At 72.2% G+C, this 24,833-nt stretch carries 23 protein-coding genes; 11 read left to right on the top strand and 12 right to left on the bottom strand.

All coding sequences use genetic code 11. The annotated features are described in order from the left end of the window. The first annotated feature begins 961 nt into the window (after positions 1-961). The 4 genes from ACLBX8_RS23190 (at position 962) to repB (ending at position 5,956) form a co-directional block, all read left to right on the top strand. Complete coding sequence (locus ACLBX8_RS23190) at positions 962-2,053, top strand: replication protein RepA (RefSeq protein WP_447700329.1); 1,092 nt, start codon at positions 962-964, stop codon at positions 2,051-2,053. After that, positions 2,037-3,578, top strand: coding sequence for a plasmid replication protein RepC (gene repC, locus ACLBX8_RS23195; RefSeq protein WP_447715791.1), 1,542 nt, complete (start codon positions 2,037-2,039; stop codon positions 3,576-3,578). Before ACLBX8_RS23190 ends, repC begins: the two co-directional genes overlap by 17 nt. Positions 3,579-3,699: 121 nt before the next feature. Then, on the top strand, positions 3,700-4,875 hold the full coding sequence (repA, locus tag ACLBX8_RS23200) for a plasmid partitioning protein RepA (RefSeq protein WP_020096188.1): 1,176 nt from the start codon (positions 3,700-3,702) through the stop codon (positions 4,873-4,875). A 4-nt stretch (positions 4,876-4,879) separates the two neighbouring features. Then, entirely contained in the window at positions 4,880-5,956 is a 1,077-nt protein-coding gene (gene repB / locus ACLBX8_RS23205) for a plasmid partitioning protein RepB (protein WP_447715792.1), read from the top strand. 126 nt (positions 5,957-6,082) lie between these two features. Here the strand turns inward: repB and ACLBX8_RS23210 are convergent, their stop codons facing one another. The 3 genes from ACLBX8_RS23210 to ACLBX8_RS23220 form a co-directional block, all read right to left on the bottom strand. Then, the gene (locus tag ACLBX8_RS23210; protein ID WP_447715793.1) at positions 6,083-6,538 is read right to left on the bottom strand and encodes a hypothetical protein; all 456 of its coding nucleotides are present in this window, start codon (positions 6,536-6,538) and stop codon (positions 6,083-6,085) included. Positions 6,539-6,706: 168 nt separating this feature from the next. Next, entirely contained in the window at positions 6,707-7,735 is a 1,029-nt protein-coding gene (locus ACLBX8_RS23215) for an amidohydrolase family protein (RefSeq protein WP_056524304.1), read from the bottom strand. Positions 7,736-7,881: 146 nt separating this feature from the next. Then, positions 7,882-9,030 (bottom strand): hypothetical protein, encoded by a 1,149-nt coding sequence (locus tag ACLBX8_RS23220; RefSeq protein WP_447715794.1) that lies wholly within the window; start codon positions 9,028-9,030, stop codon positions 7,882-7,884. Positions 9,031-9,337: 307 nt separating this feature from the next. On the opposite strand from ACLBX8_RS23220, the gene ACLBX8_RS23225 reads away from it, so the two are divergent. Together ACLBX8_RS23225 and ACLBX8_RS23230 are read left to right on the top strand one after the other, a co-directional pair. Next, the gene (locus tag ACLBX8_RS23225; protein ID WP_447715795.1) at positions 9,338-10,117 is read left to right on the top strand and encodes an alpha/beta fold hydrolase; all 780 of its coding nucleotides are present in this window, start codon (positions 9,338-9,340) and stop codon (positions 10,115-10,117) included. Between the two features lie 182 nt (positions 10,118-10,299). Next, the gene (locus ACLBX8_RS23230) at positions 10,300-10,713 is read left to right on the top strand and encodes a thioesterase family protein (protein WP_091927586.1); all 414 of its coding nucleotides are present in this window, start codon (positions 10,300-10,302) and stop codon (positions 10,711-10,713) included. Between the two features lie 69 nt (positions 10,714-10,782). Here the strand turns inward: ACLBX8_RS23230 and ACLBX8_RS23235 are convergent, their stop codons facing one another. From ACLBX8_RS23235 to ACLBX8_RS23255, 5 genes are all read right to left on the bottom strand, one after another. Further along, positions 10,783-11,070, bottom strand: coding sequence for a helix-hairpin-helix domain-containing protein (locus tag ACLBX8_RS23235; RefSeq protein WP_244527020.1), 288 nt, complete (start codon positions 11,068-11,070; stop codon positions 10,783-10,785). Positions 11,071-11,647: 577 nt separating this feature from the next. After that, positions 11,648-12,595 (bottom strand): PDR/VanB family oxidoreductase, encoded by a 948-nt coding sequence (locus tag ACLBX8_RS23240; protein WP_447700323.1) that lies wholly within the window; start codon positions 12,593-12,595, stop codon positions 11,648-11,650. Between the two features lie 14 nt (positions 12,596-12,609). Beyond that, complete coding sequence (locus ACLBX8_RS23245; RefSeq protein ID WP_026605417.1) at positions 12,610-13,179, bottom strand: MOSC domain-containing protein; 570 nt, start codon at positions 13,177-13,179, stop codon at positions 12,610-12,612. A gap of 20 nt (positions 13,180-13,199) precedes the next feature. Further along, positions 13,200-13,589: a RidA family protein gene (locus ACLBX8_RS23250; protein ID WP_447700322.1), complete on the bottom strand. Its 390-nt coding sequence runs from the start codon at positions 13,587-13,589 to the stop codon at positions 13,200-13,202. A 93-nt stretch (positions 13,590-13,682) separates the two neighbouring features. Further along, positions 13,683-15,011: an MFS transporter gene (locus ACLBX8_RS23255; protein WP_447700321.1), complete on the bottom strand. Its 1,329-nt coding sequence runs from the start codon at positions 15,009-15,011 to the stop codon at positions 13,683-13,685. Positions 15,012-15,214: 203 nt separating this feature from the next. Between ACLBX8_RS23255 and ACLBX8_RS23260 the strand changes: the two genes are divergently transcribed. Beyond that, positions 15,215-15,823 (top strand): helix-turn-helix domain-containing protein, encoded by a 609-nt coding sequence (locus ACLBX8_RS23260; protein ID WP_020096176.1) that lies wholly within the window; start codon positions 15,215-15,217, stop codon positions 15,821-15,823. A 61-nt stretch (positions 15,824-15,884) separates the two neighbouring features. Here the strand turns inward: ACLBX8_RS23260 and ACLBX8_RS23265 are convergent, their stop codons facing one another. Then, complete coding sequence (locus tag ACLBX8_RS23265) at positions 15,885-16,124, bottom strand: Lrp/AsnC ligand binding domain-containing protein (protein ID WP_012329666.1); 240 nt, start codon at positions 16,122-16,124, stop codon at positions 15,885-15,887. A gap of 96 nt (positions 16,125-16,220) precedes the next feature. Further along, positions 16,221-17,006, bottom strand: a complete 786-nt coding sequence (locus ACLBX8_RS23270; protein ID WP_447700319.1) for an alpha/beta fold hydrolase — start codon at positions 17,004-17,006, stop codon at positions 16,221-16,223. A 126-nt stretch (positions 17,007-17,132) separates the two neighbouring features. Here ACLBX8_RS23270 and ACLBX8_RS23275 point away from each other — a divergent pair, with 126 nt between their 5' ends. From ACLBX8_RS23275 to ACLBX8_RS23285, 3 genes are all read left to right on the top strand, one after another. Beyond that, positions 17,133-17,765 (top strand): GntR family transcriptional regulator, encoded by a 633-nt coding sequence (locus ACLBX8_RS23275; RefSeq protein ID WP_020096173.1) that lies wholly within the window; start codon positions 17,133-17,135, stop codon positions 17,763-17,765. Between the two features lie 95 nt (positions 17,766-17,860). Next, entirely contained in the window at positions 17,861-19,384 is a 1,524-nt protein-coding gene (locus ACLBX8_RS23280; RefSeq protein ID WP_447700318.1) for an aldehyde dehydrogenase, read from the top strand. Between the two features lie 83 nt (positions 19,385-19,467). Continuing rightward, positions 19,468-20,874, top strand: a complete 1,407-nt coding sequence (locus ACLBX8_RS23285; RefSeq protein ID WP_447700317.1) for an MFS transporter — start codon at positions 19,468-19,470, stop codon at positions 20,872-20,874. A gap of 46 nt (positions 20,875-20,920) precedes the next feature. Here the strand turns inward: ACLBX8_RS23285 and ACLBX8_RS23290 are convergent, their stop codons facing one another. Further along, complete coding sequence (locus tag ACLBX8_RS23290) at positions 20,921-21,355, bottom strand: YybH family protein (RefSeq protein WP_020096170.1); 435 nt, start codon at positions 21,353-21,355, stop codon at positions 20,921-20,923. 66 nt (positions 21,356-21,421) lie between these two features. After that, the gene (locus tag ACLBX8_RS23295; RefSeq protein ID WP_447700316.1) at positions 21,422-21,973 is read right to left on the bottom strand and encodes a lipocalin-like domain-containing protein; all 552 of its coding nucleotides are present in this window, start codon (positions 21,971-21,973) and stop codon (positions 21,422-21,424) included. Between the two features lie 410 nt (positions 21,974-22,383). On the opposite strand from ACLBX8_RS23295, the gene ACLBX8_RS23300 reads away from it, so the two are divergent. Continuing rightward, complete coding sequence (locus tag ACLBX8_RS23300; protein ID WP_447700315.1) at positions 22,384-24,474, top strand: prolyl oligopeptidase family serine peptidase; 2,091 nt, start codon at positions 22,384-22,386, stop codon at positions 24,472-24,474. The last annotated feature ends 359 nt before the right edge of the window (positions 24,475-24,833 follow it).

Raw genomic sequence — 24,833 nt, forward strand, 5'->3', positions numbered from 1 at the left:
TGCCGCTCGCGACGCGGCACGTCCTGGAACTTCGCAGGCGATGGGTGAGCGGGACGCGCGGCCCGCGCAGGTGCGCACGGGGCGTCCATGACCGGCCCGGTGCCGACGCCCGTCGCGCGAGCGGCCCGAAGGCGCCCTCCCCTCCCGGTCCCGCTCCGTAGCGCTCCGATGTGTCGGGCGGTCACCGACCGCGTCGTCGCGGGCCGCGACCGGATGCCCGACCGTCTCCGGATCACGGGACCTTGCCGGTCAGCGACGCCACCATCCGACGCGTCGCCGCACCACCATCCCGATCCTGCGGTGCGCGGCTCGCATCTGGGTCGTCCCTGCCGATCGGTTCACGCCGCCTCACGGGCGCGCGGGTTACGGTCCGCCGCTGGAAGCGCGTCGGCGAGGTCCCGAGCAGGCCGGGTCGCCACCCTTCGGCTGATCGCCCGCCTCGCGTCTCTGTCCAGTGGCGTCCGAGCGCGCCCGAGACGCGTCGCCGGTCAGTGGCCACCCAATGCGCTGATGCCGGGCCTTGCGACGCGACCGCTTACAAAAATCAGCGCCCCCGGGTCCGCTCCTGAGAAAACTCAGCGCGGCCCCAGCGGTGTCCGACGGCGCGGGACTTACAAAAATCAGCGCAGGTGGACGCGCTTGCCGCGGTTTGGAAGGTCGCCAAGCGCCCTCACCCGTCACCGACGGCGTGCGCCACGCTGACTTTTGCCAGCGGACGGTCGGCGAGCGCTGATTTTTCGCACTCGCGCCGCCGCGACCGGCGCCAACGGCGGTCGCAGCCGTGCCGGGACGCCGTCGCGGCTCGACCGCTGTGCGGCCGTAGGCCGCCGACGCTGAGTTTTGTAAAGAATCCCGGTCGGCGCGCTGAGATTTGGAAACCCGATGATTGCGCCCGGTCGGCGACTCGCGACTGATAGCCTCCAAATTGCCCTGTGCTCGGCACGAGGAGAGCGAGACCGGCATGAACGCGGCAGAGACCCGCCAGCTGAGCCTGTGGGAGCAGAGCCTGCTGCGCCCCGAGGCCGGAGCTGACCGGCCGACGACCGGGCTCGGTCCCGCGCTCGACGGCCGCATGGATGTGTCGTTCCTCCACAAGGGCTTCTGCATCGCCGGCCTGCCGCTGCGCCGGCCCAAGAACACGATGGAGCCGTGGAACCGGCGCGACGGTCGCTTCTCGCTGACCGTCGAGCCGGCCCGGTTCGTCCTGCCCAACGGGCGCCAGATCGAGGTGGGCGTCCCGTTCGGACCCAAGGCGCGCCTCCTCTCCATGTGGCTGGCCACGGAGGCCCGCGATCCGCGCCGGAGCGCCGGCGACCGCTGGATGGAGATGGGGCGGATCACCGAGTGGTTGAAGGCCGTCGGCTTGCCGGTCACGGGCGGCGAGCGGGGCTCGATCGGGCCGACCAAGGACCAGCTCGTCCGGCTGAGCTTCCCCATCTTCACGATGGTCCTGAACGGCGACGAGGGCGGCCACGTGTTCAAGCGCGAGAGCCTGATCGAGGGGGGCGCGTTCAAGGATGACGACCTCGAGGTCTGGGCCGCCGGGGGACACAGCGCCATGCGCTGGCCGGAAGCGCTGATGCTCAGCCAGAACGCCTACGACCGCTTCACGCGGCACTCGATCCCGGTGCCGACCGCCAGGCTGCGCCAGGTCGCCCACAACGCCATGGCGATCGATATCCTCGTGTACCTCTGCTACCGGCTGCCGCTGCTGTCGCGCGGGGAGAGCGAACTGCTGACCTGGCGCGATCTGATGGCGCAGTTCGGCTCCTCGGAATTCGCCTCCCGCTTCAAGCAGGCCTTCTCGGAATCGATCAAGCGCACCCTCGACGCGTACCCGGAAGCCAACGTCGCGATGACGGCCGAGGGTCTGGTGCTGCGGCACTCGGACCCGGCGGAGCTGCGGCGCGCCTTCGTCGCCGTCGCGGGGGGGCCAACCCGTCGCGCCCGTGCCGCGCCGCGGGCGCGCAAGGCCGCGCGGGTCCCGGATCAGACGGGCCCCTGCGAGAGCGCGGCGGACCTGCTGACGCCGGCCGGTGCCGCGCGAGGCTGACGGCGGGTCACCCCCCTCTGGACGGAGCAACCCGGCAAAAGAAAAGGCCCCCGAGACGTTCGCCCCGGAAGCCCTCTCTGTCGTCTGGACAACCTCAGAGAATCACTCCCGGACATCGCTGTCAACCACGCGACGCGGCCATCGCCTCGGCGGGCGCTGCTCTTTTGCCTCATCGCGGGCGAGGACCATGCATCCCGGACACGAACCCACGACACCCTTCGGGCGGCGACCGCTCTCGCTCGGCATGATGGCCGCGCAGGCGGCGGCCAAGGCCTGCCCCGACGACGCGGTCGGGCACAAATGGCGCATCTTCCGCGACGTGACCGTGGCGAAGGATCACCTCGCCGTCTCGGACCGTGCCCTCGCGGTGCTGAGCGCGCTGCTCACGTTCCATCCCGAGACGGCGCTGCCGCCCGGCACGCCGCTCGTGGTCTTCCCGTCGAACCGCGAATTGTCGCTGCGGTCGCACGGCCCGTCCCCGGCGACGCTGCGGCGCGCGCTGGCCCAGCTCGTCGCGGCCGGCCTGGTGATCCGGCGGGACAGCCCGAACGGCAAGCGCTACGCGCGCCGCGACGGCGCCGGCGCGATCGCGCACGCCTTCGGGTTCGACCTGACGCCGCTCGTGGCGCGCGCGGGGGAATTCGCCGCGCTCGCCCGGGCGGTGCAGGCGGCCGCGCGCCGGCGCCTGCTCCTGCGCGAGGAGATCGCCCTGCACCGCCGCGACCTGTCGAAGATCCTCGCCCTGGCCGCCGAATCCGGATGGCCCGGGCCCTGGGCGGCGCTCGCGGACCGGTTCGCGGCCTGCGGCGGAATGCCGGGTCGGACCGCCGGCGAGCCCCACCTGCATGCCGCCGCCGAGCCGCTGCGCGCGCTGCGCCGGGAGGTGGACAAGTGGCTGCCAAGTTTGGCGAATGCGCCGGAAATGGTCGGCACTGCGTCTCACGGTGAGCGCCACCATCAGAATTCAGATCCAGATCCTGCTGACGAATCTGAATGGTGCCCCCGGCGAAGCCCGGCCGGAGCCGCGCGATCTGACGTGGCCCCCGCGCGCGGCCAGCCGCGTCCCCTCCCCGCGCTGGTCCCCTCTTCCCTCTCCTCGCCCCTGCCTCTGCCGATGGTGCTCGAGGCCTGTCCCGACGTCGTGCTCTACGCCCGCGACGGCATCCGGAGCTGGTCCGATCTGGCCGGCGCGGCGGAGGTCGTTCGTCCGGTGCTGGGAATCGGCCCGGACGTCTGGGAGGCGGCCCTGGCCGCGATGGGGCGGGACCACGCGCTGGCGGCGCTGTCGGCGATCCTCCAGCGCGCCGAGTCGATCGGCGCGCCCGGCGCCTATCTGCGCGACCTGACGCGGAAGGCCCGCTCCGGCCGGTTCTCGGCCTGGCCGATGCTCTTCGCCCTGTGGCGCCAGCGCCGTCGAGCGTCAGCCGACGGCCCAAGCGGTCCCCTCCGCGTCGCGGGAGTTGACCGCGGTCAACACGCTCGCCCGCCCGGAAGCGGGGCGGCGCGAGCGTCAACATTCTGTTAAGGTTGACTGTGATCTTGTCACGGTGCGGCGGCGTTTGCAGCCGCGAAAACCGTGACAGGAGTTCGGAACCGTGGCCAGCCCCGCGGCGCTCGCCGCCCTACCCTCTTCGGGGTCAACCTCCATGGCGATGCACGATCTGATCGCCGGCGACGCGCAGGCGCTGTCGGCCAAACTGCAGTCGCACCGGCAGCGGCTGTTCCCGCCCGAGGCGCGCAAGCAGCTGCGGCGCTTCTCGTCCGGCGAGGCCGCCAAGCTGATCGGGGTCGACGACGGCTACCTGCGGCGCCTGTCGCTCGACGGCAAGGGGCCCGCCCCCGAGATCGGGCCGTCCGGGCGGCGATCCTACTCGAGCGCCGACATCCAGGCGCTGCGCGGCATGCTGGACGAGGGAGCCAAGACCGGCCGGCGGTACCGGAAGGAGCGGCGGGCCGAGGAGCATCTCCAGATCATCGCGGTGGTGAACTTCAAGGGCGGCTCGGGCAAGACCACTACGGCGGCCCATCTCGCGCAGCACATGGCGCTGCAGGGCTACCGCGTCCTCGCCGTCGATCTCGACCCGCAGGCGAGCCTGTCGGCCCTGCACGGGATCCAGCCCGAATTCGACGTGCGGGACAACGAGACCCTCTACGCCGCGATCCGGTACGACGCGGCGCGCCGTCCCCTGACCGACGTCATCCAGAAGACCTACTTCCCGGGGCTCGACCTCGTTCCGGGCAATCTCGAGCTGATGGAGTTCGAGCACGAGACGCCGCGCGCCCTCCTCCAGCGGAGCAGCGACGGCGATTCGCTGTTCTTCACGCGCTTCGCCCAGGCCCTGGCGCCGGTCGCCGACCGCTACGACGTGGTCGTGGTCGATTGCCCGCCGCAACTCGGCTACCTGACGCTCTCGGCCCTGTGCGCGGCGACCAGCGTGCTCGTCACCGTGCATCCGCAGATGCTCGACGTGATGTCGATGTGCCAGTTCCTGCTGATGACCTCCGAGATGCTCGGGGTCGTCGCCAAGGCCGGCGGCGACATGAACTACGACTGGATGCGCTACCTCGTCACGCGCTACGAGCCGACCGACGGCCCGCAGACCCAGATGGTCGCGTTCATGCGGACCCTGTTCGGGGAGCGCGTGCTCACCAACGCGATGCTGAAGAGCACGGCGGTCTCGGATGCCGGCATCACCAAGCAGACCCTGTTCGAGGTCAGTCGCGACCAGTTCACGCGCGCGACCTACGACCGCGCGATGGAGAGCCTGGACGCGGTCAACGGCGAGATCGAGGCGCTGATCCGCACGGCATGGGGACGCTGATCCGATGGCCCGCAAGAACCTCCTCGCCGGCCTGCTCGATCCGGCCGACCAGACCGAGTTGACCGCGGTCAACTCGCCCCGCGACGACGCGGCGGCCGGGCGATCGGAGCGGGGCCCCGCCCCGGCCGTTCCCAGCTTCACCGGCCGCGGCGCGGTCGGCGCGATGAGCCGGTCCCTGGAGCGCCTGACCTCCGAGGTCGTCTCGGCGCGCGCCGCGGAGGACCAGCTCAGGTCCGGCAGCGTCGCGGTCGATCTCGATCCGGGCCTCGTCGACCCGTCGCCGGCCCCCGACCGGCTGCCGGTGATCGACGGCCCCGGCGAGGATGCTTTCGTCGCCGTCATCCGGGCGCAGGGGCAGCAGACCCCGATCCTGGTGCGGCCCCATCCCACCGTAAGCGGGCGCTATCAGGTCGCGTTCGGCCACCGGCGGCTGCGGGCCGCCGCCGCGCTCGGCCGACCGGTCCGCGCGCTGGTGCGGACGCTCACGGATGCCGAACTCGTCGTCGCCCAGGGTCAGGAGAACAACGCGCGGGCCGATCTCAGCTTCATCGAGCGGGCCGCCTTCGCCCTGACGCTGGAGCGGCTCGGGCACGGGCGCGACGTGATCATGGCCGCCCTGCTCGTCGACAAGACCGAGCTGTCGCGCCTGATCGCGGCGCGGCGCGCCCTGCCCGATTCCGTGATCGCCGCCATCGGTCCCGCCCCGAAGGCGGGTCGCCGCCGGTGGATGAGCCTCGCGGATCGCCTCGCCAGCCCGGAGATGCGGGCGCGGGTCGATGAGATCGTCGCCGCGGACGCCTTCGCGACCCTGTCCTCCGACCAGCGGTTCGTGCGCGTGTACGCGGCCGTGGCGCCGGTCCCAGCCCCGGCGCCGCCGGTGGTCCGCGCGGGGCCGGAGGCGGGGCTGGCGGAGGACGGGCGCCGCTTGGCGCGCGTCGAGCGGACCCCGACGACCGTGGGCGTGATCATCGACGAGACGCTCCATCCCGCCTTCGGCGACTTCCTCGTCGCCCGCCTCCCGGAGCTGTTCGCGGCCTACGAGCGCGAGCAGGCGCGCGGTCCGGAGCGATCCGGGCTCTGAGGTCGCGCCGCGCGGGCCTCGCGCCGCCGGGGCGGACCGGTCGCGAGGCCGCCGGTCCCCGAGATCCGCCGCGCGCGATCCGCCCGCACGGGGGAGGGGGCTCCGGCGCGCTGCGTGAGGCCCTGGCTACCTGCAGGCCTCGGCCCGCTTGTCGATCAGGCCGCGCAGCCCGGAGAGGCTGATCTCCTCCGTGATGGCCTCGTGCCAGCGGTCCAGCAGGCGGATGCTGAAGCGTCGACCGGCCAGAATATCTTTCAATACGTCCCCGTTCAGCGTGATCACTCCGGCGTCCTGCATCTGCGTTGTGGGAAACATTGCGTTTGAAACAGGTCCGTCGTCGATCCGATACTGATAATTGAAGATGGAATTCTTCGGTAGGCCGGTGATCTCGATGCGGTCGCCGACGATCTGGATGCGCGACCGCGCCTTCGGCGCCAGAACGCAGGCGGCGTCGCCGCTCGACGGGGCCGCCGATTTCCTGAGCACCCAATCGCCCTCGCCGGCGACCGTCTGTCCGGCCTCTTGAGCGTGGCCCAGGCCCGCGACAAGGCAGAGTGCGACGGCGCAGATCGTGACCCTCATGAACGACATCCCCGCTTCACCCGCCGGTCCGGCCCTGGGACCAACATCGTTCGCGCGGCGGCGCCGTCGATCTGAGACACATTCGCCCGGTCACCGGCAGGCGCGCGCCGGCGGATCCGCGATCGGGTCCACCCCGCCTCTGCGGCTCCTCCGAGGCCCTCGGCGGCCCTACGGCGTCACGCCGGCCGACCGGAGCCGCGCCGCGAGGCGCGGATACACGCGCAGCGCGTTCCCGGCGTAGATCTTGGCCCGGTCCGCGTCCGGGATCGCCGCGGCCTCGACGTAGCGCTTGGTGTCGTCGTAGGCGTGGCCGGTCTCGGGATCGACCCCGTTCACCGCGCCGACCATCTCGGAGGCGAACAGCACGTTCTCGCGCGGGACGACCTTGAGCAGCAGGTCGATGCCGGGCTGATGGTAGACGCAGGTGTCGAAGAAGACGTTGCGCATCAATTCGGACAGCGGCGGCCGCTTCATGTCCTGGGCCAGCCCCCGGTAGCGCCCCCAGTGATAGGGCACGGCACCGCCGCCGTGCGGGATGATCAGGCGCAGCGTCGGGAAGTCCTTGAACAGGTCCGAGGTCACGAACTGCATGAAGGCGGTGGTGTCGCCGTTGATGTAGTGCGCCCCGGTCGCGTGGAAGTTGGGATTGGCCGAGGCGCTGACATGCACCATGCCGGGCACGTCGAGCTCGACCATCTTCTCCCAGAGCGGGTACCAGAACCGGTCGGAGAGCGGCGGATCGGTCCAGTAGCCCCCGGACGGGTCCGGGTTGACGTTGCAGCCGACGAAGCCGAGCTCCTTGACGCAGCGCTCGAGCTCGGCCGTGCAGTTCTTGGGCGAGACACCCGGCGATTGCGGCAGCTGGCAGACGCCGACGAAGTTCTGCGGCATCAGGCTCGTCACCCGGTGGATCATGTCGTTCGACACGATCGACCAGTCGAGGCTGGTGCGGGCCGTGCCGATATGGTGGCCCATCCCGCCGGCCCGCGGCGAGAACAGCGCCAGGGAGATGCCGCGCTCGGACTGGAGCTTGAGCTGCCGCCCGCTCACGCTGGCGCGCACCGCGTCGTCGCTGACTTGCAGGTCCGACGGCTTGGGGGACTGGCCCGGGTCGTTGAGCGCGCCGATCTGGCGCTTGCGCCAGTCCAGCATGGCGGCCGGTTCGGTGGTGTAGTGCCCGTGGCAGTCGATCACCAGACCCGTGTAGCGCGACGGCTCGGCCCGCGCGGCGCCGGCCGTCAGCGCCACCCCCAGCCCCGCGAGGCGGCCCAGGAAGCCGCGCCGGGGCAGGCAGCACGCGCAGCCCGCGCCGGCGACCGGCGTGGCCGGATCGGCCGCCGCGATCATCGCGCGCCGCCCTCCGGCAGGGCGGCACGCTTGCGCAGCACCATGTCGCCCCGGAACAGGAACTTCTGCGCCCGCTTCCCGGTGTCGACCTCGGTGGTGAAGACGTTGCCCTTGGAGTCGATCGCGAGGTTGTGGACCCAGTGGAAGTCGCCGGCCATCCGGCCGTTGCGGCCGAAGCGGCCGAGGATCTCGCCGGTGTCGCGGCTCAGGGTGCGGACCTCGTTGTTGGCCCCGTCGGCGTTGAGCAGGTAGGTCTGGCGCTCGTCCGGCCACAGGGCGAGTTCCCAGACCGAGCCGTTGGCCCGGGTGTTCTTCTCGACGAACATCTCCTTCACGAAGGTGCCGTCCTTCCGGAACACCTGGATCCGGTCGTTGGTCCGGTCACACACGTAGACGAGGCCGTCGCGGGCGACCTGCACGCAGTGCACCGGGTTGGCGAATTGCTGGGACGGGGCCGCCGCCGGATCGTAGGGGCCGAGCTTGTCGTCGGTCGGCGGCTTGCCGTAGGCGCCCCACATCCGCTTGAACGCGCCGGTCTCCGCGTCGAACACGATGACGCGGTGGTTGTAGTAGCCGTCGGCCACGTAGAGCTCGTTCGTCTCCGGATCGACCATCATGCCGGCCGGCTTGCCGAGGCGGCTCGTGTCCCGGCTGTCGGTCTGCGGCCCCTGCTTGCCGATCTGCAGCACGAATTTGCCGTCCGGGGTGAACTTCAGGATCTGGCCGTCGGTGTCGCCGTTGCCGGCGAGCCAGACGAAGCCCTTGTGGTCGATGTGGATGCCGTGCTCGTTCTGGGGCCACTGATAGCCCTCGCCCGGGCCGCCCCAGGACTTCACCAGGCGCCCGGTCTGGTCGAAGACGAGCACCGGCGGCGCCGGCTTGCAGCAGCGGGTGCGGGGCGGATCGAGGCTCGCGGCCTTCTCGTCGTCGGTGAGGGTGCGCGGCCGCTGGATCACCCAGACATTGTCCTGCGCGTCGACCGCGACGCCCGCCGCCTGACCCATGATCCAGTCGTTCGGCAGGCGCTGCGGCCAGGCCGGATCGACCTCGAAGCGCAGCGGCTCCTCGGCGAAGGCCGGAACGGCGAATGTCAGCACTGTCAGCGAGGCCGCAGCCGTCAGCCGACGCAGCACGCGTCGCAGCATCTCGGTTTCCTCTCCCGATTTTTACTCAATTCGTGCCGCCATGAGAGGCTGAAAGGCCGCCCTCGTCCAGCATCGCGCAGCATATCCGGGTAACATCCTGGGACGCTTGCGCGCGGATGTTCCCGTCCGCGCGCGGTCGCGGCGGCCGCCGGGTCGCGCCGAGATGCGCGCCGAGATGCGCGCCGAGATGCGCGCCGAGATGCGCGCCGAGATGCGCCCTGGGCGGCCCGAGGCTGTATCCTTCCCGCGCCGGCGGCGAACAGGGACGGTACGTCCCGCATCGACGAGTCCGGATGGAGGCGCCCCCATGATGACGCGCAGAACGCTGACCCGCACCCTTGCCGCCGGCGCGGCCGCCGCGCTTCTGCCCGGACCGGCCGCCGCCCAGGACCTGCCGCGGGCGCGCAACGCCGTGCTGGTCCACGGGCTGTTCGCCGACGGGTCGTGCTGGTCGGAGGTGATCCCGCACCTGCAGGCGGCCGGCCTCTCCGTCACCTCCGTGCAGAACCCGCTGACCACCCTCGCGGAAGCGGTGGCCTCGGCGCAGCGCGTGCTGGCCCGCCAGGAGGGACCGACCGTCCTCGTCGGCCACTCGTTCTCCGGCATGATCGTGACCGAAGCCGGGATCGACCCGAAGGTCTCGGCGCTGGTCTACGTGGCGGCGCGGGCGCCGGACGCGAACGAGGATTACGCGGCGCTGGCGAAGGCCTACCCGACCCCGCCCGCCTCGGCCGGCATCGTGTTCGACGGCGACGAGGGGCGCCTGAGCGAGGCGGCGTTCCTGCGGGATTTCGCGGGCGATCTGCCGGTGGAGAAGGCGCGGGTGCTGTTCGCGGTCCAGCAGCCGTTCCGCAAGGTCCTGCTGACGGGACGGACCACCCAGGCCGCCTGGCGCTCGAAGCCGAGCTTCTACGCGGTGTCGACCGAGGATCGGACCATCGACCCGGACCTCGAACGGTTCATGGCCAAGCGCATGAACGCGCGGACCGTCGAGCTCCGGGCGAGCCACCTGTCCCTGATCTCGCGCGCTCCGGATATCGCGGACCTCATCCTCGAGGCGGCCGGCCAGCCCCGCCGTCGGCGCTGACCGGACGCGACTCGCTTGCGGGCGCTCGTCCCTCCCCACGGTTCCCGGTCCGGGGTTCCCGTGCCTGGCCGGGCGGCGGGGAGGGGGCTGGGCTGCGTGCGGCGAAGGTCCCGGGATGTCCGGACGCGGTCCCTCGGCCCTACCTATCGGTCATCGGGCCGAAACGGATCTGGAGCGCGCGCATGCAGGACATCCCGTTGGGGGCGAAGGGGAGCTTCGCCATGCTGGTCGGGCCGTCACATCTGGCCAGCCAGTTCAAGGACAACATCCTTCCGCCGGTCTTCGCCACGCCGATGATGGTCCTGATCATGGAGAACGCGGCGCTGAACGCCGTCCGCCAGTACCTCGATCCCGGCGAGAGCGCCGTCGGGACCAAGGTGGACGTGACCCACATGGCGGCGACGCCGGTCGGGCACCGCGTCCGGGCGGAAGCCGAGGTGGTCGGCGTCGCCGGACGCCAGATCCAGTTCCGCGTCGCGGCCTGGGACGAGTCGGAGCAGATCGGGGCCGGGACGCACGAGCGGATGATCGTCGACATCGAGCGGCTCGGCAAACGTCTCGCCGCCAAACAGCCCGCCCCGTCGAAGCGCGCGTAGCGTCCGGGCCGTGGCCCCTGGCACCCGTGGGACCGGCGAGCCCGGCTCGGTGCCGACGGGCCTCGACCCTCAATCCGGGCGGCCCGCGCCAGCGGACTCGGTCTGCCGCACCGCGACGGCAGCCCTGATCGCCTCGTAATCGGCCTTCTTCAGGACACGCCGGGTCACGAGATCCTCCGGGGAACCGTAGGGCCGGAACGCGACGATCCGGCGCCCGATCATGCCGGCCCCGAGGGCGTTCAGCTCCTCGACGGACGCCGTGTTGAGGTCGACGCCCTGGCCCGGAGAGGCCGGCGGCTGGCCGGAGCCCGGCGCGCCCTCGGCCTGCTGCGGCGGCGGCGCCGCCGGCTTCGCCACCCCGCTCGCCGCGGGGGCATCCGGCGACACTGCCGGCGACGCTGCCGGCGATGCGGGCGGCGATGCGGGCGGGGTTGCCGCCAGGGACGACGGGGGGGCGGCTGTCGCGTTCCGCGGTGCCGGGGCGACGCGCGGGGCGGATCCGGCGTTCGGCCCCGGATAGACGGACCGGATGGCCTCGCCCTGCGGGTCGATCCCGGATCGGTCCTGCTTGGACACGGGGATCGCCGTGGACGCCTGCCTGTCGCGGCTCGCGTGAGGGCGGGGCCCGTAGGAGATCCAGAGGCCCGCCAGGACGACTGCGGCCGCCGCCAGACCGGCGCTGATGGACAGCGTGGATCGGCTCATTCTCACAACCTCCTCTTGGCGGGCGGGGCACTGCCCCACGGCGATGGCGCGATCGAGGCGGGCTAACCCAGCCCGCGCGGCATCGCCATCCGCCGCGTGAGGTTCGCTGATCCGAATCGTGCGGCGCGCTGGCGCAGCTCACGGTCGCGCGGGCCGCGCGGCGAGGCTGCCGGCGTCGTCGCCCGCGCGGGGCCGCACGTCTGATAACGCCGCAGCGCGGGTCCGGCCGTCAGAGCTCGAGCGTCACGGCGTCCCGCGCACGTGAGACGCAGGGCATCATGCGGCTCCCGCGCTTGGCGAGCGGCAGGACCGCGTCGCGGTGGAGGACCGCGCCGTCGCGATAGCCGCACTCGCAGGCGCCGCAGACGCCGAACTCGCAGGAGGAGGGCAGGTCGAGCCCCGCGCCGCGCAGCACGTCGAGCAGCGACCAGTCGGCGGGCACGTGGAGCACCTGCCCGGTGGAGGCGATGCGCGCCTCGAACGGCTCCGGTACGAAGCCCTCGTCGCGCAGCGGCTCGAAATGCTCGCTGTGCACCCGCTCGGCGGGCCAGCCCCGCACGACCAGACCCTCCTGGACCGCGTCCATGAGGCGCCGCGGCCCGCAGGCGTAGGCGTGGGTCCCGGTCTCGGCCGGGCCGAGGGCGTCGGGGTCGAAGCGCCACCCCTCGGACCCGAACCAGCACCGGAGGCGCGGCCCGCAGACCGCCCGCACCGCCGCCAGCAGCGGCGCCGCCTCGGGGGAGGGGGCGCAGAGGTGGAACACGAACTCCGCCCCCGACGCGGCGAGCGCGCGCGCCATGGCGAGCAGGGGCGTCACCCCGATCCCGCCGGCCACGAGCAGGTGGCGGCGCGCCTCGGGGTCGAGGGGGAAGTTGTTGCGGGGCGCCGAGACGTGGGCGAACGCCCCGGGCGCGAGCGTCTCGTGCGCCCAGGCCGAGCCACCCCGGCCGGCCGCCTCCCGCTTGATCGCGATCTCGTAGCGGCTTCGGTCGGCCGGGTCGCCGCACAGCGAGTACTGCCGCACCCGCCCGTCCGGCAGGCGCAGGTCGACGTGGGCGCCGGCCGTCCAGGCGGGGAGTTCCGGGCGCGCGGGATGGACCAGACCGAGGTGCAGCACCTCCGGCGTCGTCGCGACCGCGTCGGCGACGCGCAGCTTCATGATCAGGCGGGCCGTCATCGCGCGCAGCTCCGTCAGTCCAGCAGCGCGATCGCGTCGCCGGGCCGGATCACGCCGCCGCTCTCGATCCCGCAGTTCAGGCCCGAGCGGTTGTAGAGCGGCAGGTAGACCGGCATTCCGAGCAGCTCCTCAAGATAGCGGCAGGGGAAGTTGAGGCGCCCGCCCCGCAGGATCACCGCGCCGACCCGGAAGCGCCGGCCGACCAAGTGGTTGAGCGGCACGCCGCGCACCGTGAGGTTGCGCCGATGGTCCCCCGGCAGGAGGCGCAGCGGCCCCTCCTGCAGCGGCGGGTCGTTGCGGTTGAGGGCGTCGAGGGCCTCCTGCTCGATCAGCGTGACCTCGCGCACGTCGGGCTTGGGCGAGTAGGTGCCGGTGCCGAGGAAGTAGCGGTCGCCCTCGATCCCGCGGCCGGCCACGCACACGGCCTCGGACACCTCCTCCATCTCGTAGCTCGCCGCGGGGGCGATGTGGATGTGGGTCAGGCTGCCGACCCAGCCGGCGGCGCCGCCCGGAACCCGGACGGCGGCCGATCCGGCCGCGTGCGCGAAGGCCTCGACCATGCGGGGTGCGGTCTCGCCGGTCATCGTGCTGGTCGCCTCGGTTGTCATGCGGCCTCCGTGGCGAGCGCGATCGCCTCGATCTCGACCCGGGCGTCGCGCGGCAGGCGCGCGACCTCGACCGTGGAGCGGGCCGGGGCCTCGCCCGGGAAGTGCTCGGCGTAGACCGCGTTCATCGCGGCGAACTCCGCCATGTCCTTGAGGAACACGGTCGTCTTCACGACGCTCGCGAGGCTGGCGCCGCCCGCCTCGAGGACGGCGGCGAGGTTGGCGAGGGAGCGCCGGGTCTGCGCCTCGATCCCGTCCGGGAACGCGCCGGTGGCGGGATCGATCGGCAGCTGTCCGGAGGCGAAGATCAGCCCGCCGGCCCGGATCCCCTGTGCGTAGGGCCCGACCGCCGGAGCGGCCTTCTCGGTGCGTATGGTGTGCTTCGTCATGCGGTCGATCTCGCGTCGGTCTGTTTCAGATAGTGGACGATAATCCACTGTATGGGAAGCCGCCGCGCGCGTCCGGGGCGGCGGCTCATCCGGTCAGTCGATCGGCTTGCGCGCCGTCTCCGGGGCGAGGAGCGTCGCCGTCAGGGTGATGCAGGCGAGGGCGATCAGGTAGACGGAGATCGGCCAGGTCGCGCCGGAACTCCAGCCCAGCAGGGCCGCGGCGATCAGCGGGGTGAAGCCGCCGCTGAGGGCCGCGCCCACCTGGAAGCCCAGCGAGGCGCCGCTGTAGCGCAGGCGCGCGTCGAACAGCTCGGACATCCAGGCGGCGCCGGTGCCGAACATGATCCCCTGGCCGAAGCTCAGGGCCACCGCGACGGTCAGGGTGATGATCGTCGGGTCGCGCGTGTCGAGCAGGGTGAACAGCGGGAACGCGAAGGCGATCGAGAACAGGCAGGCGGCGACGAACAGGGTCCGGCGGCCGTAGCGGTCCGACAGCCAGCCGAAGGCCGGCAGGGTGAAGAGCTCGATCACCGCCGCCACCAGGATGCCGTTCAGGATGATGCTGCGCGACAGCCCGAGCTGGCCGGTCACGTAGGAGATCGAGAACACGGTCACGACACTGACGTAGGCGATCTCGGAGACCTTGAGGCCCACGGCCTTCAGGAAGGTGCGCGGGTGCTCGGTGAGGATCTCCATGACCGGCAGCCGCGCCACGGCTGACCGCCGCTTCACTCGCTGGAACGCGGGCGTCTCGTGCAGGCGCAGGCGGATGAACAGCCCGAGGCCGACCAGCAGCGCGCTGGCCAGGAACGGGATCCGCCAGCCCCAGGCGAGGAAGTCCGCCTCCGGCAGGAAGCCGCACAGCGCGAAGGCCCCGATCGACGCGATGACGCCGAGGGGATAGCCGAGCTGGACGATGCTGCCGAAGAAGCCGCGCCGCTCCGCCGGGACGCTCTCCACCACCATCAGGACCGCGCCGCCCCACTCGCCGCCGATCCCGATGCCCTGGACCAGGCGCAGCGCCACGAGCAGGATCGGGGCCCAGATGCCGATCTGCGCGTAGGTCGGCAGGCACCCGATCAGGAACGTGCCGAGGCCCATGATGATGATGGTCAGGGACAGCATCGCCTTGCGGCCGATCTTGTCGCCGAAATGCCCGAAGATGACGCCGCCGAGGGGGCGCGCCAGGAAGCCCACCGCGTAGGAGCCGAACGCCGCGATGGTGCCGACCAGCGGGTCGAAGCTCGGGAAGAACAGCTTGTTGAACACGAGCGCCGTGGCCGTCCCGTAGATCAGGAAGTCGTACCACTCGACCGTCGTGCCGATGACGCTCGACCAGACGATCTGGCGCCGGTCGGCGACCGGCACCGGGCCGGCATCGGGAGCCGGGGACGCCTCAAGGGGCAACGCGGTATCGGCCACGGTACATCCTCCACTGTGATGGATAAAAATCCATTCTTGTGGAGGCAAGCGGCGTGCCAGCCCGGCGACGCGCGTTTCGGAGTGCGCTTCGGCGCAAGGTGCGGCGCAAGGTGCATTTCGGCAGCCCCTGCGCTAGGCGGGGGCGACTCTCTCGGTGCCGCGCCCCGGTCGCGCGGGCCGGACGCGGGCGCGGATGACGGGGCATGACGGCGAGGACGATCATCGGGGCGGACCCGGCAGCGACGGAGACGTCCCCGCAGATCCACATCGCCGAGGAGATCCGGCGGCGCCGCAGGGAGCAGGGCCTGTCGCTGGAGACGCTGGCGGCGCGCTCGGGCGTCAGCCGCTCGATGATCTCGAAGATCGAGCGCTCCGAGGCCGTGCCGTCGACGGTGGTGCTGTCCCGCCTCGCGGAGGCGCTCGGCGTCACCTTCTCGCGGCTGATGGCGCCCGCGACGGAGCGCGAGATCCTGGTGATCCCGGCGAGCCGCCAGCCGATCCTGCGCGACGAGGCGTCCGGCTACCTGCGGCGCTGCATCTCGCCGGTCCTGCCCGGGCGGGGCATCGACTGGGTGCTCAACACGCTGCCGCCGGGCGCCAGCACCGGCGAGTTCACCGCCCATCGCCGCGGCGTGTCCGAGTACATCTACGTCCTGCGCGGCCGCCTGCGGGCGGTGATCGGCGAGCGCGCGGTCATCATGGAGACCGGCGACAGCCTGTATTTCGAGGCCGATGCCGGGCACGCCTTCACCAACGTCGGCACGGAGGCGTGCGAGTACTTCCTGGTGATCGACCCGTCGCGCGTCCGCTGAGCCGGCGCCCCCCGGACGTCCGCGGCGCGCGGGCCCGGCGCGACGGGCCCGGTCGGGCGCGTCAGTGGAAGGCCTTGAAGGCGATGATCGTCTCGGAATCCTTCACGCCGTCGAGGCGCAGGAGGAAGTCGTTCACGAACAGCCCGATATCGACGCCGTTGTCCACGTGGAACTTGGCCATGATGTCGAACCGTCCGGCCGTAGAGTAGATCTCGGACGCGATCTCCATCGCGACGAGCGCGTCGGACACGGCGTAAGTCTTGCCGATCTCGCATTTGATCTGCACGAAAAATGTCTTCATGTCCGTCTCGCTGGATGGCGCGCCGCCGCGGCCGCGCGGATCGGGGCCGCCGACCCCGCCGGAGCGGCCGAACCTAGCACCGTTCCGCGCGTCCGCTCAGGCGGCGCCCGGCCGGAGAAACGCCAGGACCTCGCGGGCGAAGATCTCGGGGGCCTGGAGCTGCGGGACGTGGGCGCAGTCCGGCAGCGTCACGAACCGCGCGTCCGGCAGCCCGGCCGCGAGCTCGCGGGCCATGGCCGGCGGGGTCGCCTCGTCCTCCTCCCCGACGAGCACCAGCGCCGGCGCGCGGATCTCGGAGAGCCGCGCGCGCAGGTCGAGGCCGGCCAGGGCCGCGCAGGCCGCCCGGAACACGTCGACGTCCGTGCGCAGGAAGGCGGCCCGGCGCTCGGCCATCAGGTCCGGGTGCGCGGCCTGGAACGCCGGCGCGAACAGCCGGCGCATGGCCGTGTCGGCGAGCGCCGCGAGCCCCTTCTCGGCCGCCGCGCCGGCCATGCCGCGGAACGCGGCCCGGCCGGGCTCCGGGAAACAGGCGCCGCAATCGGCGAAGACGAGCCGGTCGAAGAGGTCGGGATGGCGCAGGGCGCAGAGCAGCAGCACGAAGCCGCCGTAGCCGTTGCCCAGTCCGGCCGCCGGCCGGCCCCCGGCCGCCGCGCGCAATGCCGCGCCGACCCGGTCGGCGACGGCCTCGAGGCCGCCCGGCGCGGGCGCGGAGGCGCCGAACCCGGGCAGGTCGGGGACGAGGAGCCGGAAGTCGCGGCCGAGCGCCGGGGTGACCCGGTCGAAGCTCGTCCGGTCGGCGAGCAGCGAGTGCAGCAGGACGAGGGGCGGGCCCTCGCCGGACAGGGTCACCGCGACCTGGCCATCCGCGAACATCGCCTGCATCCGAGACCTCCCCCGCCGCCTCTGCCGGCGGCTCCACGACGCTGTCGCATCCGACGCGTTCGCTCGCAATCCGGTTGACGTGATATTTCACGAATGGCAGCATGTGTCGATCGAACGAGGCCGTGCGTGCTGCTCCGAGACAACATCTACGCGGCGATCCGCGCCGACATCCTGGCCTGCGTCCTGCGCCCCGGCGCGGAGGTGCGCGAGCAGGAACTGGCCCAGCGCTACGCCGTGAGCCGGCAGCCGGTCCGGGAGGCGCTGCTGCGCCTGGAGCGCGAGCGGCTCGTCACGGTTCACGCGCGTCAGGGATATCAGATCAACGCGATTTCGGTGGCGGACGCGCGCGATCTGCTGCGCATGCGCCTCGCCCTGGAGCCGGCCTGCGCGGCCGAGGCCGCGGCCGGCGCGCCCGCTTCCGTCCTGGCGTCCCTCGACGCGTTCCGCGCCGTCGCGGACGGCGCCGACTTCATCGCGGAGAACCGCGCCTTCCACATCGCCCTCGCCGAGGCGTCGGGGAACCGCCGCATGGCCGCGACCGTGCGCGACCTCGTCGAGCAGGCGGACCGGCTGGTCCGGGTCAGCCTCGACGGTATCCGCGGGCGCGACCCGGCGCAGCTGGTGGACGAGCACGCCGCCATCATCGACGCCGTGCAGCGCCGCGACGGGCGCGGGGCGCGCCGCCTCGTGCGCGCGCACGTCGCCCAGGCCGAGCGCCGCATCCTGACCGCCCTGGAACGCAGCGCGATCGTCCTCTGAACGAGGTCGCGCCCGGCGCGGAGCCGAGGGACGCGGTGGAACACGACACCGGGCCCGACCCGGCCCGACAACGGACCCGACACGGGAGAGACGCCATGACCCTGCACGCGCCGGAACCGACCGTCGAGACACGGGGCAACTTCATCGACGGGCGCGAGGTCGAGGCCGGCGACGGCGCGCTGATCGACGTGCGCAACCCCGCCACCGGCGCGGTGATCGCCCGGATCCCCAATTCGGGGCCGGCCGACGTCGACCGGGCGATGCGCGCGGCCCGGGCGGCCTTCGAGGGCCGGGAATGGGGCGGGATGGACATCCGGGCGCGCGCCCGGCTGGTGAACAGGCTCGCCGACGCGTTCGAGGCCAACCTCGACACGCTCTACCGGCTGGAGACCACCAACAACGGCCGGCCGGTCAACGAGACCCGGGCGCAGCTCTCGCGGCTGCCGGACTTCTTCCGCTACTTCGCGGGCGTGGCGCTGGCGCGGCGCGACGACGTCATCCCGGTCGAGGGCAACTACCTCAACTACACCCGCCGCACCCCGATCGGCGTGGTGGCGAATTGCACGCCGTTCAACCACCCGCTGATGATCCTGTGCAAGTCGCTGGCGGTGGTGCTCGCCACCGGCTGCACCACGGTGGTCAAGCCCTCCGAGTACACGCCGCTCACGACCCTGAAGCTCGCGCAGATCTTCACCGAGGCCGGCCTGCCGCCGGGCGTGTTCAACATCGTGCTGGGGCTCGGCGCCTCGACCGGCAAGGCGCTGGCCGAGCACGGCGACATCAACAAGCTCGTGCTCACCGGCGGCACCGAGGCCGGCCGGATCGCCGGCTCGGCCGCCGCGAAGGTCTTCGCCCACCAGACCATGGAGCTCGGCGGCAAGACCCCCGTGATGGTGTTCGACGACTTCGACGTCGAGCGGGCGGTGAACTACGCGGCCTTCGGCGCCTTCATCGGCGCCGGCCAGACCTGCGTCTGCGGCAGCCGCCACCTCGTCCAGGCCTCGATCTACGACGAGTTCGTGGAGCGGCTCGCCGCCAAGACCGCCGCGATCCGCCTCGGCGACCCCTTCGACCCGGCGACCCAGCTCGGGCCGGTCATCTCCGAGCGCCAGCGCGAGCGGGTGCTGGCCTATGCCGGCTACGGCCGCGACCAGGGCGCCCGCGCGGTGGCGGGCGGGCGGGCGGGCCGGGTGCCGGGCTTCGAGGGCGGCTACTTCGTGGAGCCCACCGTGTTCGCGGACGTCACCGCCGACATGCGCATCTTCCAGGAGGAGGTGTTCGGGCCCTTCACCAGCGTCACCCGCTTCGAGGACGAGGCCGACGCGCTCCGGCTGGCCAACGACTCGCCCTTCGGCCTCGCCGCGGCCGTGCGCACCCGCGACGTCGCCCGGGCCCACCGGGTGGCGCACGCGGTCAAGGCCGGCATCGTCTGGATCAACGACCACCACCGCCTCGACCCGGCCTCGCCCTGGGGCGGGGTCGGCGACAGCGGGCTCGGCCGCGAGTGCGGGATCGAGAGCTTCAACGACCATTTCGACGTGAAGAGCGTGATGGTCGCCACCGGCGACGGGCCCTTCGACTGGTACCGCGACACGGCCGGCCAGCGCCGCCTGAACTGACGACCGGCGGCGCGGGGGATGCGAGGTCCGCGCCAGACGGGCCCCTTCCGCGCCGGCCCCGAACCCGAGGAAGGAAACGCCCCATGTCCGAAGCCGTGAGCCAGGCGGTCAACGCCGGAGGCCGCCTCGACCGCCTGCCGATCGGCCCGTTCCACCGCCGCATCATGTGGCTGATCGGGATCGGCATGTTCTTCGACGGGTTCGACATCTACATCGCCGCCACCGTGCTCGGCGCGACCCTGAAGAGCGGCTTCTCGACCCTGCCGCAGAACGCGTGGTTCGTCTCGGCCACCTTCGTGGGGATGATGGCGGGCTCGTTCCTGACGGGCTTCTTCGGCGACCGCTACGGGCGCCGCTTCACCTACCAGGCGAACCTCCTGGTCTTCGGGCTGGCCGCCATCGGGGCGGCCTTCGCGCCCAACATGACGGTGCTGATCGTGCTGCGCTTCATCATGGGCGTGGGGCTCGGGGCCGAGAACGTCGTGGGCTACTCGACCATGACCGAGTTCGTGCCGGCACGCTCGCGCGGGCGCTTCCTCGGCCTCATGGCGGTGTTCGTCGTCACGGGCCTGCCGGCCGCCTCCCTGATCGGCTACCTGATCATCCCGACCTTCGGCTGGCGGGCGATGTTCGCGCTGGGCGGCCTCGGGGCGCTCGCCGTCTGGTACGCCCGCAAGAGCCTGCCGGAATCGCCGCGCTGGCTCGAGGCCGTGGGGCGCCACGCCGAGGCCGAGGCGCTGATGCGCGCGATCGAGGCCGAGGCGGCCCGCGGCGCGCCCCTGCCGCCCGCCGCCGCGGCCGCGCCCGTCACGCAGCTCGGGCTCGCCGCCCTGTTCCGGCCGCCGCTGCTGTCGCGCCTGCTGCTGGGCTGCCTGTGCCTCGTGGTGATCAACACCCTGCTGTACGGCTTCGTGACCTGGCTGCCGACCTTCTTCATCCGGCAGGGCCTCTCGGTGGCGACCTCCTTCGGCTACGCGCTGCTGATGGGGCTCGGCGCGCCGGTGGGCAGCGCCATCGGCGCCCTGACCGCCGACCGCTGGGGCCGCAAGCCGACGATCATCGGCGCCTCGGCGACGGCCATCCTGTTCGGGATCCTCTACCCGATGACCCTGGACCCGGTCCTGCTGCCGCTGGTCGGGTTCGGGCTGACGGTGCCGATCTACGTGCTGGTGGCCCTGCTGTTCGGGATCTACATCCCCGAGCTGTTCCCGACCGAGGTGCGCCTGCGGGCCTCGGGCCTGTGCAACACGGTCGGGCGCGGGGCGACCATCGTGACGCCCTTCCTGGTCGTGACCCTGTTCGAGGCCTACGGCATCGCGGGCGTGACCGGCCTGATGATCGGGCTGCTCGCCCTGCAGATCGTGGCGGTCGCGGCCTTCGGCGTCGAGCCGCGCAGCCAGAGCCTGGAGAGCCTGGAGGCCGGCGTCGCGCCGGCCGAGGGCGGCCCGGCCGCCCGGGCGCGGGGCACGGTTCCGCGCCCGATCCACTGAGACCGGGAGGCGCTCCGCCCGGCCGTCCCCCGGCTGGGCGGAGCGATCAGTTCCAGGTGTGCAGGACCGTGCGCCAGGCGCCGTCGCGCTTCTCCAGCACGTTCACCCAGTTGCCCTCGAACTTCTTCTTCGCGCCCCCGTCCCCGGGGCCGGTCATCTCCCAGCGGCCGGACACGATGAGCAGGTTGTCCTTCGGCAGCGCGGATTTGACCGTCGTCTTGTGCTCGTCCCATCCCTTCGCCTTCAGCCCGGCGAAGAACTTCTGGATGCCGTCGCTGGTCTGCGGCGCGCCCTTCGTGACGACGATCGCGTCGGGCGTGTAGAGCTTGGCCAGCGCGTCCATGTCGCCGCCGTTATACGCCGCGTCCCACTGGCTCGCGGCGCTCTGCGCGTCGGCCTGGACGGTGTCCGACCGGCACAGGCTCGGCGTCATCAGGGCGACAGCGAATACGGTCGCGTGCAGGACGTGGGGACGCAGCATGTCTTCCTCCATCGTGAAATGTTCTGGTTGATGAGAGCGTGACGGCACAGGATCTGCGGGGGCGGGCTAAGGGTATTTCTCCCAGGTGAGCGTGATGACGCTCATCCTGCCGTCGACGTTGAACTTGAACGGCACCGTCGTGAGGACGAGCCGCCCGTTCTCCTGCGCGACGTGCCGGACCTGGGAGGTCCCGGTCCAGGCCTCGTTCCAGGACGTGTCGATGTCGTGGACGATCCGGTCGCCCTCGAGCCGGTAGGTCCCGGCATAGGCGAAGAAGGTCTTGTGGAGCTTGATCCGGTCCGCGTCGGACATCTTGTCGTTGGCGATCGGCCGCTCTCGGCCTTCGTGGGCGCAGACCACCATCATGCGCCCGTCGAGGCCGTAATGGATCCATCCGGTCGGCTTCGGGCCGCCGTAGGCGTCGATGGTCTCGCCCGTGTCCACGATCCGGCGCGTGGCCGCGGCGAGGCGCCAGGTCCCGACGACCGCGTCCGCGTCCACCGCCCATCCGGGCGAGGTGCCGAGACAACCCGAGACCAGGACGGCGGCGCCCGCGACGCCGACCATCGCCGCCTCGGCGAGCCGAGACCTGCGCAACCCCTGTTCGACGACGCGCATCGCAGCGACCCCCGGTAAGGCCATGGGGACTCAGAGCACGAACCAGACCGTACGCGACAGAACCATCATTGAATACCATGATCGGTGCGAATGCAAGGCATATGTGCTGATTTGATAAAAACGAAAACAGTCAAAGATCTGATATGGTCCGAATGGTGCTGGAAAGATAAGTATAGATGCGCCCGAGAGACCTGCGCGGCCTGCCGGCCGAGTCGACGGCGCGCGCGGAGGCGACGTTCGGGAGGGGGATCGGCCGCCCGCATGCGGAAACGTCCTGATCCGCGTGTCTGGATCGTCCTTTCCACCTGCGCGAGGCGTGCGAACATCTGCGCGTCCGAGACGATTGACCGCTCATCGGGAGAATGCCGCGCGCCTATCGAGGGTGGCGCGCAGGGGCTACGCTCCCACTGATGTCCGCGGCAACCGACCCCCACCCCGACCCCAGGCCGACCCTCGCGCGGCCCGACGACGATCCGTACCTCTGGCTGGAGGAGGTCGACGGGCCCGACGCGCTCGCCTGGGTCGAGGCGCGCAACGCGGAGACGCTCGCCCGCTACGGCGATGCCGGCTTCCTCCGCGACCGCGACATCGCCCGCGCGCTTCTCGACCGGCCGGACCGCATCCCGTTCGTCCAGCGCTTCGGCACTTGGCTCTACAATTTCTGGACGGACGGCGCGCATCCCCGCGGCCTGTGGCGGCGCGTCGACGCGGCCGGCTACCGCGCCGCGGTCCCGGACTGGGAGATCCTGCTCGATCTCGACCATCTCGCGGCGACGGAGGGCGAGGACTGGGTCTGGGCCGGGGCGACGATCCTCAGGGACGCGCTCGATCGCGCCCTCGTCCGCCTCAGCCGCGGCGGCAAGGACGCGGCCGTGATCCGCGAGTTCGATCTGGACACCCGCACCTTCGTGGCCGACGGTTTCGTCCTGCCCGAGGGCAAGGGCGGCGCGACGTGGCTCGATCGCGAGACGGTGCTCCTGTCGAGCGCCCTCGGCCCGGGCATGGCCACGCGGTCCGGTTACGCGCGCACCGTTCGGCTCTGGCCGCGCGGCACGGACCCGCGCGACGCGTCCGTCCTGTTCGAGACCGCCGAGACCAGCATGGCGGTCTGGGGCGCGTCCGACCGGCAGGCCGGGACCGAGCGGATCACGGTCGTCGAGCAGCTCGGCTTCTTCGACGCGGCTGTCCATATCGGCGATCGCGGCGGCCTGCGCGCGCGCCTCGACCTGCCCACGCATGCCGGGGTCCAGCTGCACCGCGACCACCTGTCCGTGCGGCTGCGGCGGCCCTGGACGGTGGACGGCGTCGCGCACGACACCGACACGGTGCTGGCGATCGCGCTCCCCGACCTGCTGGCGGGAGGCCGCGCCTTCACGGTCCTCTGGCAGCCGGACGCGCGGCTCGCCCTGCAGAGGGTGTTCTGGTCGGCCGGACGGCTGATCGTGGACGTGCTCGAGGACCTGCGTCCCACCTACCGGGTCTTCGAGCCGGGGCCGGGCGGCTGGACCGAGCGGCCCCTCGCCGGCCTGCCCGCCCTCGGCTCCGTCCATCTCTGGCCCCTCGACGGCGATCCGGAGCGGGCGGACGGAGCCCTGCTGGCGCTGGCCCAGGATCCGGTGACGCCGCCGGCGCTGCTCGCCTTCCCGCCCGCGCTCGATGCCCCGGCCGTCCTGCGTCGGGCGCCCCCGGCCTTCGACGCGCGCGGCGTCCGGGTGACGCGCCACGAGGCCCGGTCGGCGGACGGGACGCGCGTGCCCTACGTCCAGGTCGGACCGGAGGCCGAGACCGGTGCGGCCCCCGTCTACCTGACGGCCTATGGCGGGTTCGGGCTCTCGCGCCTGCCGGATTACCAGCCCGTGCTGGGCAAGCTCTGGCTGGAGCGGGGCGGCACCTGCGTGACCGCCAACATCCGCGGCGGCGGCGAGTTCGGCACCCGGTGGCACCACGCGGGCCGGCGCGAGGGCAAGGCCCGGGCGCACGACGACTTCGCCGCGGTGGCCGCCGATCTCGTCGCCCGCGGCGTGACGCGGCCGGGGCGGATCGCGGCCGAGGGCGGCTCGAACGGAGGCCTGCTGATCGCCAACATGCTCACCCGCTACCCGGAGCGGTTCGGGGCGCTGGCCTGCACGATCCCGCTGATCGACATGCGCCGCTACACGAAGCTCCTGGCCGGCGCGAGCTGGATCGGGGAGTACGGCGATCCGGACGACCCGCAGGACTGGGCGTTCCTGTCCGGCATCTCCGCCTACCACGCCGCCGAGGCCGGGCGGGCCTACCCGCCGATCCTGCTGGCCACGAGCCGCGGCGACGACCGCGTCCATCCCGGCCACGCGCGGAAGATGGCGCAGAAGCTCCGCGTCCTCGGCTGCGACGTCGCCTTCTACGAGCCCGCGACCGGCGGGCACGGCGCCGGCAAGGACAGCGAGCAGACGGCGGCGTTCCGGGCGCTGGGGCTCACCTTCCTGCGCCGCGCCATCGGATGGGATGACCCGGTCGCGTGAGCGCGGCCTCGATCCGAACCGCGGCATCGTCCGGGTCCGCATACGGGAACGGCGGGGCTCTCGCCCCGCCGCTCACGCCGTCCGTTCGGGCAGTCCGTCGCCCGGGCGGCCCCGAGGACCGCCGCGGCTCAGAAGCCCATCAGCACCCCGGCCGAGCCGGTCACCGTCATCGCGAGGCCGCCCAGGAAGGCGCCGATCATCGCGTAGGAGAAGCCCTTCAGGACCATGTCGTGCACGCCTCTCATCGAGCAGCGGGTCTCGGGCGAGACCCGGGATCACCGCCGGGATCACCGCCGGGATCACCGACTGCAACGATGATGCCGCATCGGCCGAGCGCGTGCGGTGCGAAGAGTCACGCT

The sequence above is a fragment of the Methylobacterium sp. D48H genome (genome assembly GCF_053345715.1).

Bases quoted from the DNA above. Each gene is read 5' to 3' on its own strand.
- ACLBX8_RS23190 (WP_447700329.1), top strand. From the start codon at position 962: ATGAACGCGGCAGAGACCCGCCAGCTGAGCCTGTGGGAGCAGAGCCTG.
- repA (WP_020096188.1), top strand. From the start codon at position 3,700: ATGGCGATGCACGATCTGATCGCCGGCGACGCGCAGGCGCTGTCGGCC.
- repB (WP_447715792.1), top strand. From the start codon at position 4,880: ATGGCCCGCAAGAACCTCCTCGCCGGCCTGCTCGATCCGGCCGACCAG.
- ACLBX8_RS23210 (WP_447715793.1), bottom strand. From the start codon at position 6,538: ATGAGGGTCACGATCTGCGCCGTCGCACTCTGCCTTGTCGCGGGCCTG.
- ACLBX8_RS23220 (WP_447715794.1), bottom strand. From the start codon at position 9,030: ATGCTGCGACGCGTGCTGCGTCGGCTGACGGCTGCGGCCTCGCTGACA.
- ACLBX8_RS23225 (WP_447715795.1), top strand. From the start codon at position 9,338: ATGATGACGCGCAGAACGCTGACCCGCACCCTTGCCGCCGGCGCGGCC.
- ACLBX8_RS23230 (WP_091927586.1), top strand. From the start codon at position 10,300: ATGCAGGACATCCCGTTGGGGGCGAAGGGGAGCTTCGCCATGCTGGTC.
- ACLBX8_RS23240 (WP_447700323.1), bottom strand. From the start codon at position 12,595: ATGACGGCCCGCCTGATCATGAAGCTGCGCGTCGCCGACGCGGTCGCG.
- ACLBX8_RS23245 (WP_026605417.1), bottom strand. From the start codon at position 13,179: ATGACCGGCGAGACCGCACCCCGCATGGTCGAGGCCTTCGCGCACGCG.
- ACLBX8_RS23250 (WP_447700322.1), bottom strand. From the start codon at position 13,589: ATGACGAAGCACACCATACGCACCGAGAAGGCCGCTCCGGCGGTCGGG.
- ACLBX8_RS23260 (WP_020096176.1), top strand. From the start codon at position 15,215: ATGACGGCGAGGACGATCATCGGGGCGGACCCGGCAGCGACGGAGACG.
- ACLBX8_RS23265 (WP_012329666.1), bottom strand. From the start codon at position 16,124: ATGAAGACATTTTTCGTGCAGATCAAATGCGAGATCGGCAAGACTTAC.
- ACLBX8_RS23270 (WP_447700319.1), bottom strand. From the start codon at position 17,006: ATGCAGGCGATGTTCGCGGATGGCCAGGTCGCGGTGACCCTGTCCGGC.
- ACLBX8_RS23280 (WP_447700318.1), top strand. From the start codon at position 17,861: ATGACCCTGCACGCGCCGGAACCGACCGTCGAGACACGGGGCAACTTC.
- ACLBX8_RS23285 (WP_447700317.1), top strand. From the start codon at position 19,468: ATGTCCGAAGCCGTGAGCCAGGCGGTCAACGCCGGAGGCCGCCTCGAC.
- ACLBX8_RS23290 (WP_020096170.1), bottom strand. From the start codon at position 21,355: ATGCTGCGTCCCCACGTCCTGCACGCGACCGTATTCGCTGTCGCCCTG.
- ACLBX8_RS23295 (WP_447700316.1), bottom strand. From the start codon at position 21,973: ATGCGCGTCGTCGAACAGGGGTTGCGCAGGTCTCGGCTCGCCGAGGCG.
- ACLBX8_RS23300 (WP_447700315.1), top strand. From the start codon at position 22,384: ATGTCCGCGGCAACCGACCCCCACCCCGACCCCAGGCCGACCCTCGCG.